At 59.2% G+C, this 16,747-nt stretch carries 15 protein-coding genes; 10 read left to right on the top strand and 5 right to left on the bottom strand.

What is annotated here, in order from left to right:
- Positions 1-65 precede the first annotated feature (65 nt).
- The 4 genes from KJF94_RS19390 to KJF94_RS19375 all read left to right on the top strand — a co-directional run bounded on the left by KJF94_RS19390 (position 66) and on the right by KJF94_RS19375 (position 5,240).
- Positions 66-1,670 (top strand): tetratricopeptide repeat-containing response regulator, encoded by a 1,605-nt coding sequence (locus KJF94_RS19390; protein ID WP_214377979.1) that lies wholly within the window; start codon positions 66-68, stop codon positions 1,668-1,670.
- Complete coding sequence (locus tag KJF94_RS19385; protein ID WP_214377977.1) at positions 1,667-2,359, top strand: sensor histidine kinase; 693 nt, start codon at positions 1,667-1,669, stop codon at positions 2,357-2,359. The genes KJF94_RS19390 and KJF94_RS19385 overlap by 4 nt, the downstream gene beginning before the upstream one ends.
- A gap of 198 nt (positions 2,360-2,557) precedes the next feature.
- The gene (locus KJF94_RS19380) at positions 2,558-3,799 is read left to right on the top strand and encodes a glutamine synthetase family protein (protein ID WP_214384910.1); all 1,242 of its coding nucleotides are present in this window, start codon (positions 2,558-2,560) and stop codon (positions 3,797-3,799) included.
- Between the two features lie 70 nt (positions 3,800-3,869).
- Positions 3,870-5,240, top strand: coding sequence for an MFS transporter (locus KJF94_RS19375; RefSeq protein ID WP_214377975.1), 1,371 nt, complete (start codon positions 3,870-3,872; stop codon positions 5,238-5,240).
- A 63-nt stretch (positions 5,241-5,303) separates the two neighbouring features.
- On the opposite strand, the gene KJF94_RS19370 is transcribed toward KJF94_RS19375, so the two are convergent.
- The 4 genes from KJF94_RS19370 to flgA form a co-directional block, all read right to left on the bottom strand.
- On the bottom strand, positions 5,304-6,050 hold the full coding sequence (locus KJF94_RS19370) for a flagellar brake protein (RefSeq protein WP_214377973.1): 747 nt from the start codon (positions 6,048-6,050) through the stop codon (positions 5,304-5,306).
- Between the two features lie 91 nt (positions 6,051-6,141).
- Positions 6,142-6,609 (bottom strand): flagella synthesis protein FlgN, encoded by a 468-nt coding sequence (locus KJF94_RS19365; RefSeq protein ID WP_214377971.1) that lies wholly within the window; start codon positions 6,607-6,609, stop codon positions 6,142-6,144.
- A gap of 48 nt (positions 6,610-6,657) precedes the next feature.
- On the bottom strand, positions 6,658-6,984 hold the full coding sequence (gene flgM / locus KJF94_RS19360; protein WP_017340202.1) for a flagellar biosynthesis anti-sigma factor FlgM: 327 nt from the start codon (positions 6,982-6,984) through the stop codon (positions 6,658-6,660).
- 164 nt (positions 6,985-7,148) lie between these two features.
- Positions 7,149-7,910 carry a flagellar basal body P-ring formation chaperone FlgA gene (gene flgA, locus KJF94_RS19355; protein WP_214377969.1) on the bottom strand — a complete coding sequence of 254 codons (762 nt, stop codon included), beginning with the start codon at positions 7,908-7,910 and terminating at the stop codon, positions 7,149-7,151.
- A gap of 81 nt (positions 7,911-7,991) precedes the next feature.
- On the opposite strand from flgA, the gene KJF94_RS19350 reads away from it, so the two are divergent.
- From KJF94_RS19350 to flgE, 6 genes are all read left to right on the top strand, one after another.
- On the top strand, positions 7,992-8,924 hold the full coding sequence (locus KJF94_RS19350; protein WP_010457160.1) for a chemotaxis protein CheV: 933 nt from the start codon (positions 7,992-7,994) through the stop codon (positions 8,922-8,924).
- Between the two features lie 46 nt (positions 8,925-8,970).
- Positions 8,971-9,798 carry a protein-glutamate O-methyltransferase CheR gene (gene cheR / locus KJF94_RS19345; protein ID WP_150633335.1) on the top strand — a complete coding sequence of 276 codons (828 nt, stop codon included), beginning with the start codon at positions 8,971-8,973 and terminating at the stop codon, positions 9,796-9,798.
- A gap of 361 nt (positions 9,799-10,159) precedes the next feature.
- On the top strand, positions 10,160-10,567 hold the full coding sequence (flgB, locus tag KJF94_RS19340) for a flagellar basal body rod protein FlgB (protein ID WP_017340199.1): 408 nt from the start codon (positions 10,160-10,162) through the stop codon (positions 10,565-10,567).
- 3 nt (positions 10,568-10,570) lie between these two features.
- Positions 10,571-11,014: a flagellar basal body rod protein FlgC gene (gene flgC / locus KJF94_RS19335; protein ID WP_046046514.1), complete on the top strand. Its 444-nt coding sequence runs from the start codon at positions 10,571-10,573 to the stop codon at positions 11,012-11,014.
- A gap of 15 nt (positions 11,015-11,029) precedes the next feature.
- Positions 11,030-11,752 (top strand): flagellar hook assembly protein FlgD, encoded by a 723-nt coding sequence (gene flgD / locus KJF94_RS19330; protein ID WP_214377967.1) that lies wholly within the window; start codon positions 11,030-11,032, stop codon positions 11,750-11,752.
- Positions 11,753-11,783: 31 nt separating this feature from the next.
- Positions 11,784-13,109, top strand: a complete 1,326-nt coding sequence (gene flgE / locus KJF94_RS19325) for a flagellar hook protein FlgE (protein WP_214377965.1) — start codon at positions 11,784-11,786, stop codon at positions 13,107-13,109.
- 291 nt (positions 13,110-13,400) lie between these two features.
- Here flgE and KJF94_RS19320 read toward each other — a convergent pair whose 3' ends face one another.
- On the bottom strand, positions 13,401-16,295 hold the full coding sequence (locus KJF94_RS19320) for a ribonucleoside-diphosphate reductase subunit alpha (protein WP_214377963.1): 2,895 nt from the start codon (positions 16,293-16,295) through the stop codon (positions 13,401-13,403).
- Between the last annotated feature and the right edge of the window lie 452 nt (positions 16,296-16,747).

The following is a 16,747-nucleotide window of genomic DNA, read 5'->3' as shown; positions in this document are numbered from 1 at the left end:
TGGCCCTGCTGGCCGATAACCCGGACAGTCATGATCTTCTTCTTAAAATTGCCTGGAAATCTTCGATGCTGTCGTATCACCAAAAGCGTTTTCTGATCGTCGATGATTTCTCCGATTTCCGCAGTTCGGTCCGTTCCATGCTGCGTGAGCTGGGCGTCAAGGACGTGGACACCGCCGACACTGGCGAGCAGGCGCTGCGCATGTGTTCACAGAAGTCCTACGATTTCATCCTGCAGGATTTCCACCTCGGTGACGGCAAGAAGAATGGTCAGCAGGTGCTCGAAGACCTGATGGTCGAGAAGCTGATCAGCCATGAAGCCGTGTTTGTCATGGTCACCGCCGAGACTAGCCAGGCGATGGTGCTCAGTGCGCTGGAGCACGAGCCCGATGCGTACCTGACCAAACCGTTCAACCGCTCGGGCCTGGCCCAGCGTCTGGAGCGTCTGGAGCAGCGCAAGACCTTGCTCAAGCCGATCCTGCAGGCCCTCGATCGCGGCAAACCGGTCGAAGTGCTCAATGCCTGCATCGCGCTGTGCAAACAGGACATCCGCTACTCGCCGCTGTGCCTGCGCTACCGCGCCGATGCCCTGCGTGACTTGAATCAGAATGAGGCGCTGGAGCGACTCTACGACGGCATCATTGCCGATCGGCCTTTGCCGTGGGCGTTCGCCGGGTTGGGCCAGTTGCTGTTCAAGCGCGGTCAGGTCAGTCAGGCCAAAGGCGTCTACGAAAAAGCCCTGAAAGTGTTCCCGATGATGCCGGCGCTGTACGACGGCATGGCGGATGTGCTGGTCGCCGAAGGCGATACCAAGGCCGCGCAGCAAGTGCTGGAGGAGGCGATTCGCTTGTCGCCGCTGGCCGTGCGCCGACAAGCGTTGCTGGGCAAGTTGGCGATGGCCAACGAAGATTTCGACACGGCGTCCAAGGCTTATCGACAGGCGGTCAACCAAGGCGCCCAGTCACGCTTCAAGGACGCGGAAAGCAACCTCGGTCTGGCCCATGCGTTGATCAGCAAGGGCAGCGAAAAAGGCCTGGATACCCGCACGCGGCTGGAGATCAACACCACGCTGAGTGCCGTGGCCAAGGAAAACCCGTCCGACCCGGGCCTGCAGATTCGTGCGCGGCTGATGAAAGCCACCAGCCTGTTGCTCAATGACGCCGAAACCGCGGAAAAGCTCACCGAGCAAGCCATGTTGCGCCTCGATGGCATGGAGCAGTTCATGAGTGCCGAAGCGGCACTGTTGGTGGCCAAGCAGTTGCAAATGCTCGGTCAGGCCGATGCCGGCGCCTCGATGCTGAAAAACTGCGTGGAAATCTATGGCGACGATCCGACCGTGATGAAAAGCATCGCCAAACTGACCGACGACCCGACCATCCTCAACTCCGGCAATGATGCGGCGGAGCTCAACCGTCAAGGCGTGCGGGTGTACAAGACCGGCAACCTGGTAGAGGCGCGGGCGGCATTCCGCAAAGCTCTGGCGATGCAACCGAAGAACATCAGTATCGCGCTGAACATGGCGCAGTCACTGCTGCACGGCACCGACACCAGCGTGCCGTCGGCGGAGCTTGAAGAATGTCGGGCCTGCCTGAAAACGGTCGGCCTGATGCCCGACACCGACGCGCGGTATGCGCGTTATCAGAAACTGAAAATCAAGGCGTTCAGCGGATGAACCAAGACAACCCGGCACTGGATTTCTCCACGGTGATCGCTTCCACCGTGCACGACATGAAGAACTCGCTGGCGATGTTGATGCAGGCCCACAGCCAATGGCTGGCGCGCTTGCCCGACCCGGCGCGACACACCCCGGAGCAGGGCTTGATCGATTTCGAGTTTGCCCACCTCAACGGCATGCTCGTGCAGTTGCTGGGGCTGTACAAACTCGGCGTCAATCAGATGCCGTTGCAACCGGCCTACCACGAACTGGATGACTTCATCGAAGCGCAGCTGGCTTGTCACCAGGACGTGTTCGCCAGCCGCGGCATCATGGCGACGTACGAAGTGGACCCGCTGAGCCCGCTTGGATTCTTCGACCGGGAACTGATTGCGTCGGTGCTGGGCAATTGCATTAACAACGCCATCCGGTATGCCCGTCATTCGGTGTTGATCAGCGTCAGCGATGAGGCCGGGCAACTGGTGCTGACGATCAACGACGATGGAGAAGGCTATCCGACGGAAATGATCGAGCGTCAGGCCGATTACGTGCAGGGCATCAACCACAGCAGCGGCAGTACCGGCCTGGGTCTGTATTTCGCCGGGCGGATTGCCGCGTTGCATCAGCGCAACGGCATCGGCGGACGCACCGAAATCAGCAATGGCGGCCCGTTGGGCGGCGGCGTGTTCAGCCTTTATCTGCCGTAACGTTCTTTTTGTTTGCAGTGCTTGATATTCCGAACAGGCGGAGCCTATTTTGTACGGTCGCCGTTCGCGGCTTGCACAACAACAAAGGATTGCGTCATGACAACCGATGGCCAGCGTTCACTCGCACAGCGACTGACGGGCATTGATGAGATTGAATGTGTTACGCCTGACCTGAACGGCGTGCCCCGTGGCAAGGTCATGACAGCCGAGGGGTTTCTCGAAGGACGGCGGTTGCAGATGGCGCGGGGTGTGCTGCTGCAATGCATCATGGGCGGATATCCGCCAGCGCGTTTTTACGGCAGCGATGACGGCGACCTGGCACTGGTGCCCGATCCGGCACACATCCACCGCTTGCCCTGGAGCAAGCAGCCACGAGCCTTCGCCATTTGCGATGCCGACGAGCTGACCGGCGAGAGCTCGAGCCTGTCGACCCGCGGCCAACTCAAGGCCATCATCGCGCGTTACGCGGCACTTGGCCTGGCGCCGGTGGTTGCGACCGAACTGGAATTCTTTGTCTTCGCGCCCAATACCGACCCGACGCAACCCTTCCAGCCGCCGCTGGGCCTGGATGGTCGGCGCGAGGACGGTTGTTCGGCGTTCAGTGTCAGTTCCAACAACGGCTTGCGTCCGTTCTTCAGTGAAGTCTACGAATGCATGGCGGCACTCGGTTTACCGCGCGATACGTTCATGCACGAGATGGGCGTCAGCCAGTTCGAGATCAATCTGTTGCACGGCGATCCGCTGCTGCTGGCCGACCAGACGTTTCTGTTCAAGCATCTGCTCAAGGAAGTTGCGCTCAAGCACGGCCTGACCGTGGTCTGCATGGCCAAGCCGCTGGCGCATACGCCGGGCAGTTCGATGCACATTCACCAGAGCATCGTCGAGATCGGCAGCGGGCGTAACGTGTTCAGCGACAAGGCCGGTGAACCGACCGCGACCTTCCGTCACTTCATCGGTGGCCAGCAGGCGGGCATGGCGGATTTCACCGCGTTGTTTGCGCCGAACGTCAACTCCTATCAGCGCTTGTGCCATCCGTTCGCATCACCGAACAATGCCTGCTGGTCCCACGACAATCGCGCGGCCGGCTTGCGTATTCCGGCCAGTTCGCCGGCCGCTCGTCGGGTCGAGAACCGCTTGCCAGGGGCGGATGCCAATCCGTATCTGGCGATCGCCGCGAGCCTGGCGGCGGGGCTGTACGGTATTGAAAACGAACTGGAGCCGAGCGCAGCGATCCAGGGTGAGTTCGAGGTGCCGGATAATCTTTCGTTACCGTGTACCCTGCATGCCGCTCTCGAACGTCTGAAACGTAGCCAATTGGCGAAGGAACTGTTTGGCAAGGAGTTCATCGAAGGCTACGTCGCTTCGAAGACCCTGGAGTTGACCAGCTTCTTTGATGAAATTACACCCTGGGAGCGCCGTGTCCTGGCCGCCCAGGCCTGACGAACCTTCGTCTTCGGGCTATCTTTTCGGATAGCCCGTTTCTCACTGCAAGGAGCCGCTCGGAACGCCGATGCGCCAAATCTGGAAACCCTTTCGAGCGCTGTATTTTGCCTCGCTGATGATGTTGATCGGCTCGGGCCTGCTGAGTACTTACCTGGGCTTGCGCCTGGCGGCCGACCATGTCGACAGCCTGTGGGTCGGTGCGTTGATGGCGGCCAACTATTTTGGTCTGGTGCTGGGGGGCAAGATCGGTCACCGGCTGATTGCCCGGGTAGGGCATATCCGCGCCTATTCGGCCTGCGCCGGGATTGTCGGGGCGGCGGTGCTGGGCCATGGCCTGGTGGACTGGCTGCCTGCCTGGATCTTTTTGCGGGTCATCGTCGGCCTCGGCATGATGTGCCAGTACATGGTCATCGAAAGCTGGCTCAATGAGCAGGCCGAAGCTTCGCAACGCGGGACGGTGTTCAGCGGTTACATGATCGCGTCCTATCTGGGCCTGGTGCTGGGGCAACTGATTCTGGTCATGCACCCGGCGCTCGGTCTGGAGCTGTTGATGCTGGTCGCCCTGTGCTTTGCCCTGTGCCTGGTGCCGGTGGCCCTGACCCGGCGGATTCACCCGGCGCCTCTGCACCCGGCGCCGATGGAGCCGCGCTTCTTCATCAAGCGCGTGCCACAGTCGTTGAGTACGGTGCTGGGGGCGGGACTGATCATCGGTTCGTTCTACGGTCTGGCGCCGCTGTATGCGTCGCAGCAAGGGTTGTCCACGGAGCAGGTCGGTCTGTTCATGGGTAGCTGCATTTTTGCCGGCCTGCTGGTGCAGTGGCCGTTGGGCTGGTTGTCTGACCGTTATGACCGGGCGCTGTTGATCCGCTGTTTTGCGCTGTTCCTGGCCGTTGCCGCCTTGCCGCTGGCGATCATGAAGCAGGTGCCGCTGGAGGTGCTGTTTATCGCCGGCTTCCTCTGTGCATTGGTGAAGTTTTGCCTGTATCCATTGGCGGTGGCGTTCTCCAATGACCACGTCGAGGGCGATCGCCGGGTGTCGCTGACGGCGATGTTGCTGGTGACCTACGGTGTCGGCGCCAGTATCGGGCCGCTGGTCGCCGGGGTGCTGATGAAGATGTTCGGCAGTCAGATGCTCTACGCCTTCTTCAGTTTCTTCGCGTTGGTGCTGGTGTGGCGGATCCGCCCGAAAGCGGTGACCAACCTGCATCAGGTGGACGATGCGCCGCTGCATCACGTCGCCATGCCGGACAGCATGTCGAGTTCGCCGCTGGTGGCTTGTCTTGACCCGCGTGTCGATGAACAAGTGGTGCAGGACCAGATGCACAGCCCGGTCAATCCTGAGCCGAGCCCTGAACCGGAGGCGGAGACAGAAACCACTCCACCCCCGGAGGACCCTGACACAGGTCGCGAGCAAAGCTTCACCGAGGCCAGGCCTTAAAACCCGGGCATAAAAAAACGGGCAGTCACCGCAAGGGACTGCCCGTTTTTTATTGAAGCGCTATTACAGGTCGTCTTTGTCGAAGCGTCGCGCTTCGCGCTGAAGCTGATAGACGAAGCGCTCGACCTGACGCTGCACCAAGCCGCTCATGTTGTGAAAGCGGATGCCGGCGAAGGTGGTGGAGATTTTTTCTTCGAAGTGCAGGTAGCGCAGTTCGACCGGTGCCGTCATTTTGCCGAAGGGCAGGGCGGCGGCGAAACGGTCGTAGACCTGGCCCAGTTGCAGGCTGCCGGTAATGTCGCCTTCGAAGCGCAACTTGCAGCCGGTGGCGGAAATGTCCAGCAGCTTGCCGTTGATCGGCGCCTTGAGCTTTTCACCGTCCAGCTCGACGTTGACCAATTGCGCCAATTTCAATGCGGCGCGAAAGGCATTGCGGCGCTGGTGATACACCACTTCATCCGGCAGCGGGCCGCGATAGCAGCGACTGTCACCGGATTCGTCGATGGTCAGTTGACCGTTGCTTTCCCAGGCGATGCGCACGCCTTCGTGAAAGCCTTCGACCTTGAACGGTTCGCCGGCCAGCAGGAAGCGTTCGCCGTCACGCGGGATCATTTCGTCGAGCGCGATGGTGCGGCCTTCGCGGTCCACGTCCACCAGATAGCTCTGGAAGCGCTGAGTGCGCTCATGGAACGTGATGATCAGCGGATCATGGCTTTCTTGCAGTTGGCGCAGGTTGCCGGAGATTTCCAAAGGCGTGGTAAGCACCTTGGGTGGCTGCGGGGCATCTTCCGCGGTTAAGGCATTGGACACGGTTCATCAATCTCCAGACAAATATGACTACGGCTGGCTAGCATATTGCCAGCATGTTGCGAGTCTTGATAGGGCGTGGTCATTTGAAGGCTCAAGCCTGACTGAGCGGGCGTGGCTTCGCAAGCTTGGCGGTTGATCCGCGGGCATCATAAAGGGCAGGCGGTTCGCCGCCGGTAAGGATTTTCAGCTGGTTGGCCGTGGCGGCCTGCTGGACCAGGATCGACTGGCCATTATTGACGTTCGCCGCCTGGCATTGAGCCAGAAGGTCGGTCAGCACATCGCTCTGCGCCAGCAACTCTTCGCCGATGCTCGAATGGCTGGCCAGTTGCTCCAGACCGTTGCGATTGACCGGCAGATTGAGGCTGGCGAGGATTTCACTGCGCTTGCGGCCATGCTGTTCGAGCAGAATGATCAATGCCTGTTTCTGCGCCAGAATATCTTCGAGCAGTGGCATGTCACGACCGTGCAAGGCGATAGACTCGGTTTGCAGTAACTCCAGCAAGTGTTGCGCTGGAGCAAAGTCGTCGGTGATCAGTTGCAGTAAGTTAGTGTCGTGCATGGCTGGCCTTGGGTTTTAAGCGTCCAAAAGCCTGGCGCGGGCCGTGGCCTAGCGCTGGGCTTCGAAGTTGAGCAGTTTGCTGGCTACACGGTTGCTGTCGACTTTGTAGCTGCCATCGGCAATCGCTGCTTTCAACTCGGCCACGCGGGCTTTGTCGACGGCAGGCTGATCGCGCAGCTTGTCAGTGACCTGTTGCAACTGTTGAGCCTCATTGCTGAGGTGTACCGATTCCCCGCTTTTGACGGTACTGGCCTGTTCGGCCGGGGTATTCAGCGGCGCGGATTTGCCGGCTTCGGCAGTTTCCTTGGCAACGCTGGTACGTGTACTGCCCGTAAGTGACGAGGAGCTGTTCAAACGGCTGAAATCGATGACCATGGTAAAAAACCTCTGAGTATTTGGACGCTTGCCATGTTTTCGGCTCTCCCTGTGAAAACTTTAGACCCATTTATCAATGAGCCTGCATGCGCCAGCACTTCTTCTGCATGCGGCACAGTTTAGGGAACAGCCTCGGGCAACGCCACTTCTTCAGGAAAGGGTGCCTACATAGACACTTCCACCTGGCCCGGCGCAGTGACTTGCGCCTTGATGACCCGCTTGGAGTTGAGGTTTTTCACGCGAATCTGCTCGCTCATACCGCCGTTGGACAGCGCTTCGCCGGGCATTCGCACGCTGAGCGTACCACTGTGGGCGGTAATGACCACCTGATCACCCTTGCGAATGACTTCCGCCTGTTCGAGGTGAACGAGGGTAATCACCTGATCGGCGACCATTGGTCGGGTAAGTCGCTGGCCGATCGCCTGTTCGAGGGTCGTCAGGTAACCCTGGTTGATCAGGCTGATATCACGTTCGCGCAGGAGCACGTCAGCGGGCTCGACAATGTCGGCGCGGCGCAGGGGGCGGGTGGTGGTCACGACGTCGCGAAACAGGCGGACTTGAGCGGGTACGAACACCGTCCAGGGGGAGGTTCCCTCGCAGCGAACCTTGACCGTGACCCGGCCCAATGGCTTGGCCGGGCTCTCGAGGCTGGCTGTCAATTCCTTGTCGCACATGGGCATGCGCAGTCGCGGATCGAGCTGGTTGACCTGGATTTCGTAGCGACCTTCCGTTTGACTGGTCGCCAGATAGTCTTCTACGGTGAATTCAAGAAAGCCCTGGGTGACGCCGATAAGCATGTCAGGCAAGGTAACCGCGTCAGCAAGGGCAGGGCTGCCAGCGTTGAACAGGCAAACGGCCGACATCGCCCAGAGCAGTCTGCGGAAGGGTGATGTCAGGCGTCGGAAAAATGTCGGTTCTGTGTTCATAAGAGTTAAAAAGCAAGCGCCGTGCCGTTTAGTGATGAATGTGCGTCGCAACACACTTAGCGTTGGTGTAGGAGTCTGGGCATGGCTGGTGTAATGGATTCGGTAAACCAGCGCACGCAACTGGTAGGGCAGAATCGCCTGGAGCTGTTGTTGTTCCGTCTCGACGGCCAGCAGCTGTACGGGATCAACGTGTTCAAGGTTCGCGAGGTGCTGCAATGCCCCAAGCTGACCTTGATGCCCAAGTCCAGTCCTGTCGTGTGCGGTGTGGCAAATATCCGGGGGGCGACCATTCCGATCCTTGATCTGGCAATGGCGACCGGTTCCGGGGCGCTGAAAGATCAAAGCAATCCCTTCGTGATCATCACGGAATACAACACCAAGACCCAGGGTTTCCTGGTGCGCTCGGTGGAACGCATCGTCAACATGAACTGGGAGGAGATTCATCCGCCTCCCAAGGGCACCGGACGCGATCATTACCTGACGGCTGTGACTCGGGTCGACAATCAGTTAGTCGAAATCATCGACGTCGAGAAGGTCCTGGCAGAAGTGGCGCCGACACCGGAAGCGATTTCCGTCGGTGTGGTCGATGTCGAGACCCAGCACAAGGCGCTGTCGCTGCGGGTGCTGACGGTCGATGACTCGTCGGTGGCGCGCAAGCAGGTCACGCGTTGCCTGCAGACGGTCGGTGTCGAAGTGGTGGCGTTGAACGACGGACGGCAAGCGCTGGATTACCTGCGCAAGCTGGTCGACGAGGGCAAGAAGCCGGAAGAAGAGTTCCTGATGATGATTTCCGACATCGAGATGCCGGAGATGGACGGGTACACCCTGACGGCCGAGATCCGCAACGACCCTCGCATGCAAAAGCTTCATATCATCCTGCATACTTCGTTGTCGGGTGTGTTCAATCAGGCGATGGTCAAGAAAGTCGGTGCCGATGACTTCCTGGCCAAGTTCCGTCCTGATGACCTGGCATCCCGGGTAGTTGACCGGATCAAAGCAGCAGACATCAGCTAGGGGCCTTCTGCCCTTGGTGGTTAATACGATTTAAGAGGCGGCATCTTTGTCTACGGGTAATTTGGATTTCGAACAGTTCCGGGTCTTCCTGGAAAAAGCCTGTGGCATTTTGCTCGGTGAAAACAAGCAGTACCTGGTCTCGAGCCGTCTCAACAAACTGATGGAACAGCAAGGCATCAAGTCCCTGGGTGAGCTGGTCCAGCGCATTCAGACCCAGCCTCGCAGCGGTTTGCGCGAGATGGTGGTCGATGCCATGACGACCAACGAAACCCTGTGGTTTCGTGACACCTATCCGTTTGAAGTCTTGAAGAACAAGGTACTGCCCGAAGCAATCAAGGCAGCTCCCGGCCAGCGTCTGCGGATCTGGTCGGCGGCGTGCTCGTCGGGGCAGGAACCGTATTCGCTGTCGATGTCCATCGACGAGTTCGAGCGGGTCAACATGGGCCAGTTGAAGATGGGCGTGCAGATCGTCGCCACTGATTTGTCCGGCACCATGCTGACCAACTGCAAGACCGGCGAGTACGACAGCCTGGCCATCGGTCGCGGTCTGTCGCCCGAGCGCCTGCAGCGTTACTTCGACCCGAAAGGGCCGGGACGCTGGGCGATCAAGGCGCCGATCAAGAGCCGGGTGGAGTTTCGCTCGTTCAACCTGCTGGACAGCTACGCGAGTCTCGGCAAGTTCGACATCGTGTTCTGCCGCAACGTACTGATCTACTTCTCCGCCGAGGTGAAGAAGGACATTCTGTTGCGCATCCACAGCACGCTGAAGCCGGGCGGTTATCTGTTCCTCGGCGCGTCCGAAGCGCTGAACGGTTTGCCGGACCATTACCAGATGGTCCAGTGCAGCCCGGGGATTATTTACCAGGCGAAGTGATTGATCGGCGGCATCAGAAAACGGGAGTCCTCAGAGGCTCCCGTTTTTTTATGCTTGATGATTTCCCACGAGCGCCGCAACTCCTGTAGGAGCGAGGCTTGCCCGCGAAGGCGGTGGGTCAGGCAATGATGATGCCGTCAGACACACCGCCTTCGCGGGCAAGCCTCGCTCCTACAGTTGATCGGTGTTGCCCGTGAGAAAGCGGCAGAAAAGCGGCAGACGGCGGAAACCCGTTGCCGCTTTTCTGGCATTGCCGCCTTGCCCCTGCCCGCAAAGCCCCGGTTTATGGGGTTTTTTGAATTGGCACGCCGCTTGCTATGTTCATCGTACGAAAAATCAGGTCACCCGAAGGTTTCCCGACATGAGCATCAGCTTCGATAAAGCGCTCGGTATCCACGAACAAGCCCTGGGCTTCCGCGCTCAGCGTGCCGAAGTCCTGGCCAACAACATCGCCAACGCCGACACCCCGAACTACAAGGCTCGGGATCTGGACTTCTCGAAAGTGCTCGCCGAGCAGAGCGAGAAAACCAAGAACGGCACCTTTGCCTTGAACATGACCAACAACCGTCATATCGAAGCCGAAGGCCTGGGCAATGGCGACGAGTCGCTGCTGTATCGCACGCCGATGCAACCGTCGATCGACCAGAACACCGTGGACGCTCAGCTGGAACAGTCGAACTACGCGGAAAACGCGGTCAACTTCCAGGCCAGCTTCACCCTGCTCAACAGCAAATTCAAAGGGTTGATTTCAGCCCTGCGTGGAGAGTAAGTCATGTCTCTAGCCAGTGTTTTCAACATTGCCGGTAGCGGCATGAGTGCGCAAACCACGCGCTTGAACACCGTTGCCTCGAACATCGCCAACGCCGAAACCGTCTCGTCGAGCATCGACCAGACCTACCGCGCCCGTCACCCGGTGTTCGCCACCATGTTCCAGGGTGGCCAGAGCGGCGGCAGCGATTCGCTGTTCCAGAACCAGGACGCTGCAGGCCAGGGCGTGCAAGTGCTGGGCGTTGTGGAAGACCAGAGCAATCTGGAAGCCCGCTACGAACCGAACCATCCGGCGGCCGATGCCAAGGGCTACGTCTACTACCCGAACGTCAACGTGGTGGAAGAAATGGCCGACATGATTTCCGCGAGTCGTTCGTTCCAGACCAACGCCGAAATGATGAACACCGCCAAAACCATGATGCAGAAGGTCCTGACCCTCGGTCAGTGATAAGGGGCGACTCAGATGAGTGTTACCGATACCACCAGCGGCCTTAGCCTCAAAGACATCCTGGCCAACTCTTCGATCAAGACCAGCACCAGTGCCGATGGCCTGGCGTCCGCGACGAACAGCGCCACCGGCAAAAAGGCCCTGGGCAAAGACGCGTTCATGCAACTGCTGGTGACACAGCTGAAGAACCAGAACCCGCTGGAGCCACAGGACAACGGCGAGTTCGTTGCCCAGTTGGCGCAGTTCAGCAGCCTGGAAGGCATCACCACGCTCAACACCACCGTGAGTGGCCTGGCCAGCAACTACAACTCGTCCCAGGCCTTGCAGGCTTCGTCGCTGGTCGGGCGTTCGGTCATTGCCCCGGGCGACAAGGCCGTGGTCGATACCTCCAAGAGTTTCAACGGCACCATTGCCGTACCGGCGTCGGTGGACCCGGTCAAGGTCAAGATCACTGATGCCGATGGCAAGGTTGTCCGCACCATCGACCTGGGCAGCCAGAAAGCCGGTACTTCCAGTTTCATCTGGGATGGCAAGAACGATGCAGGCGAGGTGGCCAAGGCGGGTACCTATACCTTTGGTGCTACTGCGACCTACGACGGCAAGGCGACCTCGCTGGTGACGTACCTGCCGGCAACCGTCAACAGCGTGACCATCAGCCAGACCGGCGGTGAGTTGATGCTCAACCTCGCCGGGCTGGGCAGCATTGCCCTGTCCAAAGTACAAACCATTGGTATGTAGAGCCGACTAACACGGCACAAAGGAGTGGAATATGTCTTTCAATATCGGCCTTAGCGGTCTCTATGCAGCCAACAAACAACTGGACGTGACCGGCAACAACATCGCCAACGTCGCGACCACCGGTTTCAAATCGTCCCGTGCGGAATTCGAAGACGTTTACTCGGCCACCAAGCTGGGTTCCGGCAGCAAAGTCGTCGGTAACGGCGTGCGCCTGGCCAACGTTTCCCAGCAGTTCACCCAGGGTGACGTCAACAACACCGGCAACGTGCTGGACATGGGCATCAACGGATCCGGCTTCTTCGTGCTGAACGACAATGGCTCGCTGTCCTACACCCGTGCCGGTACCTTCAAGGTCGACAAGGACGGTTACGTCACCAATAGCGATGGCTCTGCGCGTCTGCAGGGTTATGGCGTGGATGCCAATGGCAAGATCCTCAATGGCGTTTTGACTGACCTGCGCATTGACACGTCGAACCTGGCGCCGAAAACCACCACCACGGTTTCGTCGACGATCAACCTGAAATCCACGGAATTGGATATCAACCAGGTTGCCAACCCGTTCGACCCGAGCAAGCAAGGGTCCTTCACCAAGCAGTTCAGCACCCCGATTTACGATACTCAGGGTAACCAGCACATCATGGATCAATTCATGGTCAAGACTGGTGCGAACACCTGGAAAACCTACACCCTGATCGATGGTCGCAACCCGAATGGCACCGACCCTAGTCCTACCGCGATTCCGGCGAACCCGCCGGTCGCCTCGACGATGGTGTTCGACACCTCGGGCAATCTGGTTTCGGTGACCACTCCGGCCGTTCCATTGCCTATCGTCAGCCCTGACCTGAAGGTCACTGGCTGGATTCCCGGCACCGTGACCAACGGTGTGTGGGCAGCCAACGGCGCCGCCGCCGACCCGGGCGGTGTGACCATCTCCATGGCCAAAACCACACAGTACAACGCCGACACCGCGCGTTCGATTCCTGCGCAGAACGGTTACGCCACGGGCCAGATCACCAACCTGACCATCGACACCAGCGGTATCATGCTGGCCAACTTCAGCAACAGCCAGACCAAGGCCATCGGCCAGATTTCGCTCGCCAGCTTCACTAACGAGCAAGGTCTGCAGCCTGTAGGCGGCACCAGCTGGAAAGAAACCTACGCGTCGGGTATCCCGGGCTACGATGCGCCGAACACCGGTACCTTGGGCGAGATCCACTCCAACTCTCTGGAAGAGTCCAACGTCAACCTGACCAGCGAACTGGTCGACCTGATCAAGGCGCAGAGCAACTACCAGGCGAACGCCAAGACCATCTCGACTCAAAGCACCATCATGCAGACCATCATTCAGATGACCTGATGTTGGTTGGCTGATTGCTGCACAAAGAACCCCTCGCAAGAGGGGTTTTTTTATGGTCGGGATTTTTCTCTGGGGCTTGGGTTGTTTGTGCCGGCCCTTTCGCGGGCAAGCCTCGCTCCTACAGGATATGCGTCGTCCAGATGATCAGCGCAATCCTGTAGGAGCGAGGCTTGCCCGCGAAGGCGTCAGACCAGTCACCACATTCCTCGAGGCAAAAGAAAACCCCCGACCAATCCAGAGGACCGATCGGGGGTTGTCGAGTAAGCGCCTCGCGGCGCTTACCGGCTCAGCTTATTGGCAAGCTTCGCAATCCGGCTCGTCGATGGCGCAAGCCTTCGGCACTGGAGCAGGGCCGGCAGGAGCAGCCAGGACCGAATCTTCACCGTGGTTGCCGCCGCTGGAAACAGCGTTCAGCTTGCCGGTGTTGATGGTCGACTTCTCGGTGCTGGTCGCGGCCAGGGCACGGAGGTAGTAAGTGGTTTTCAGGCCACGGTACCAGGCCATGCGGTAGGTCACGTCCAGCTTCTTGCCCGAAGCGCCAGCGATGTACAGGTTCAGCGACTGAGCCTGGTCGATCCACTTCTGACGACGGCTGGCCGCGTCGACGATCCACTTGGTGTCCACTTCGAACGCAGTCGCGTAGAGCTCTTTGAGTTCTTGCGGGATACGCTCGATCTGCTGCACCGAACCGTCGTAGTACTTCAGGTCGTTGATCATGACCGCGTCCCACAGACCGCGAGCCTTCAGGTCGCGAACCAGGTACGGGTTGATCACGGTGAATTCGCCCGACAGGTTCGATTTCACGTAGAGGTTCTGGTAGGTCGGTTCGATCGACTGCGATACGCCAGTGATGTTGGCGATGGTCGCGGTCGGTGCGATGGCCATGATGTTGGAGTTACGAATGCCTTTCTGTACACGGGCGCGAACCGGTGCCCAGTCCAGGGATTCGTTCAGGTCAACGTCGATGTACTTCTGGCCACGCTGCTCGATCAGGATCTGTTGCGAATCCAGCGGCAGGATGCCTTTGGACCACAGCGAACCCTGGAACGTCTCGTAGGCGCCGCGCTCGTCGGCCAGGTCGCAGGAGGCCTGGATCGCGTAGTAGCTGACCGCTTCCATCGACTTGTCGGCGAACTCGACGGCAGCGTCGGAACCGTAAGGAATGTGCTGCAGGTACAAAGCGTCCTGGAAGCCCATGATGCCCAGGCCGACCGGACGGTGCTTGAAGTTGGAGTTCTTCGCTTGTGGCACCGAGTAGTAGTTGATGTCGATCACGTTATCGAGCATGCGAACAGCGGTGTTCACGGTGCGTTCCAGCTTGGCGGTGTCCAGCTTGCCGTTGACGATGTGGTTCGGCAGGTTGATCGAGCCCAGGTTGCAAACGGCGATCTCGTCCTTGTTGGTGTTCAAGGTGATCTCGGTGCACAGGTTCGAGCTGTGGACCACGCCGACGTGCTGCTGCGGGCTCCGCAGGTTGCACGGGTCTTTGAAGGTCAGCCATGGGTGGCCGGTTTCAAACAGCATGGACAGCATTTTGCGCCACAGGTCTTTGGCCTGGATGGTCTTGAACAGCTTGACCTTGCCCGGGTACTCGGTCAGGGCTTCGTAGTACTCGTAGCGCTCTTCGAAGGCCTTGCCGGTCAGGTCGTGCAGGTCCGGTACTTCGGACGGCGAGAACAGGGTCCACTTGCCGTCATCGAAGACGCGCTTCATGAACAGGTCAGGGATCCAGTTGGCGGTGTTCATGTCGTGGGTACGACGACGATCATCACCGGTGTTCTTGCGCAGCTCGATGAACTCTTCGATGTCCATGTGCCAGGTTTCCAGGTAGGCACAGACAGCGCCTTTGCGCTTGCCACCCTGGTTGACGGCGACGGCGGTGTCGTTCACCACTTTCAGGAACGGCACGACGCCCTGGGATTTGCCGTTGGTGCCCTTGATGTACGAACCCAGCGCACGAACCGGCGTCCAGTCGTTGCCCAGGCCACCGGCGAATTTCGACAACATGGCGTTGTCGTGGATCGCGTGGTAAATGCCCGACAGGTCATCCGGCACGGTGGTCAGGTAGCAGCTCGACAGCTGTGGACGCAGGGTGCCGGCGTTAAACAGGGTCGGGGTCGAGGACATGTAGTCGAAGGACGACAACAGGTTGTAGAACTCGATCGCACGGTCTTCTTTCTGCTTCTCTTCGATCGCCAGGCCCATGGCCACGCGCATGAAGAAGATTTGCGGCAGTTCGAAGCGGATACCGTCCTTGTGGATGAAGTAACGGTCGTACAGGGTTTGCAGACCGAGGTAGGTGAACTGCTGATCGCGCTCGTGGTTGATCGCCTTGCCGAGTTTTTCCAGGTCAAAGGTGGCCAGGACCGGGTTCAGCAATTCGAATTCGATACCCTTGGCGATGTACGCAGGCAGCGCCTTGGCGTACAGGTCGACCATTTCGTGGTGGGTCGCGCTGTCGGCGACGCCAAGGAAGCCCAGGCCTTCGGCGCGCAGGGTGTCCATCAGCAGGCGGGCGGTCACGAACGAGTAGTTCGGCTCACGTTCAACCAGTGTACGGGCGGTCATCACCAATGCGGTGTTGACGTCGGTCAGGGCCACGCCGTCGTACAGGTTTTTCAGGGTTTCGCGCTGGATCAGGTCGCCGTCGACTTCTTCCAGGCCTTCGCACGCTTCAGTGACGATGGTGTTCAGGCGACCCATGTCCAGAGGCGCAAAGGTGCCATCGGCGCGGGTGATGCGGATCGACGGGTGAGCGTTGACCGCTTCTTCTGCCGGGGCGTGGGCGGCGCGTTGTTTCGAACGACCGTCACGGTAGATCACGTAGTCGCGAGCCACTTTCTGCTCGCCGGCACGCATCAGGGCCAGTTCGACCTGGTCCTGGATTTCTTCGATGTGGATGGTGCCGCCCGACGGCATGCGACGCTTGAAGGTCGCGGTGACCTGTTCGGTCAGACGGGCAACGGTGTCATGGATTCGCGACGAAGCGGCAGCGGTGCCGCCCTCAACTGCGAGAAACGCTTTGGTGATCGCGACGGTGATTTTGTCATCGGTGTAAGGAACGACAGTGCCGTTACGCTTGATCACGCGCAGCTGGCCAGGCGCGGTGGCGGACAGATCCGAATTCGAATCAGCGGCCTGCGGCAAGGTGCCCTGCGGGTTCTCGCGAGTTGTGTCGGTTTGCATGGGGGGTTGTCTCCACATTCTCTATGTTTGTTTGGGCACCATCATGGTGCCCACCGTTCTGTCCTGAAGCACTACAACCGGCGGGGCCGGGCATACCAACTTCGGGACAGATCAGGAAGGGGGCTATTGGGGCGCCGCTTCCATGCCGAAGTCTTTGGTCCCAGGCCTTGAGCCTGACACCGGAATCCTTTTTGGGTGACAGTAATTGACTGCAACACCCGTACCGTTAACGCCGTTCCCGGCTCAAAAACAGTAGCCATCCGCACGCGCGGTTTGGTCTTTCGAAAATACGTTTGGTTCAACCGGACAGAGGCAATAAAAGCGCTTGAAATCGGTGACCGATTTGTGTTTGGTTTTTGGCGTAAAACCCTACATGTAGGGTTTTTTTGGCGCCGGGGTACAAGATAATGCGTTTTGGAGGGTGTTGCAACGTACTGCCTGTGGATAAACCT

Source organism: Pseudomonas hormoni, assembly GCF_018502625.1.
GTDB lineage: Bacteria > Pseudomonadota > Gammaproteobacteria > Pseudomonadales > Pseudomonadaceae > Aquipseudomonas > Aquipseudomonas hormoni.
The sequence above is the reverse complement of the archived record's forward strand: the minus strand, read 5'-3'. Positions and strand labels throughout refer to the sequence as shown.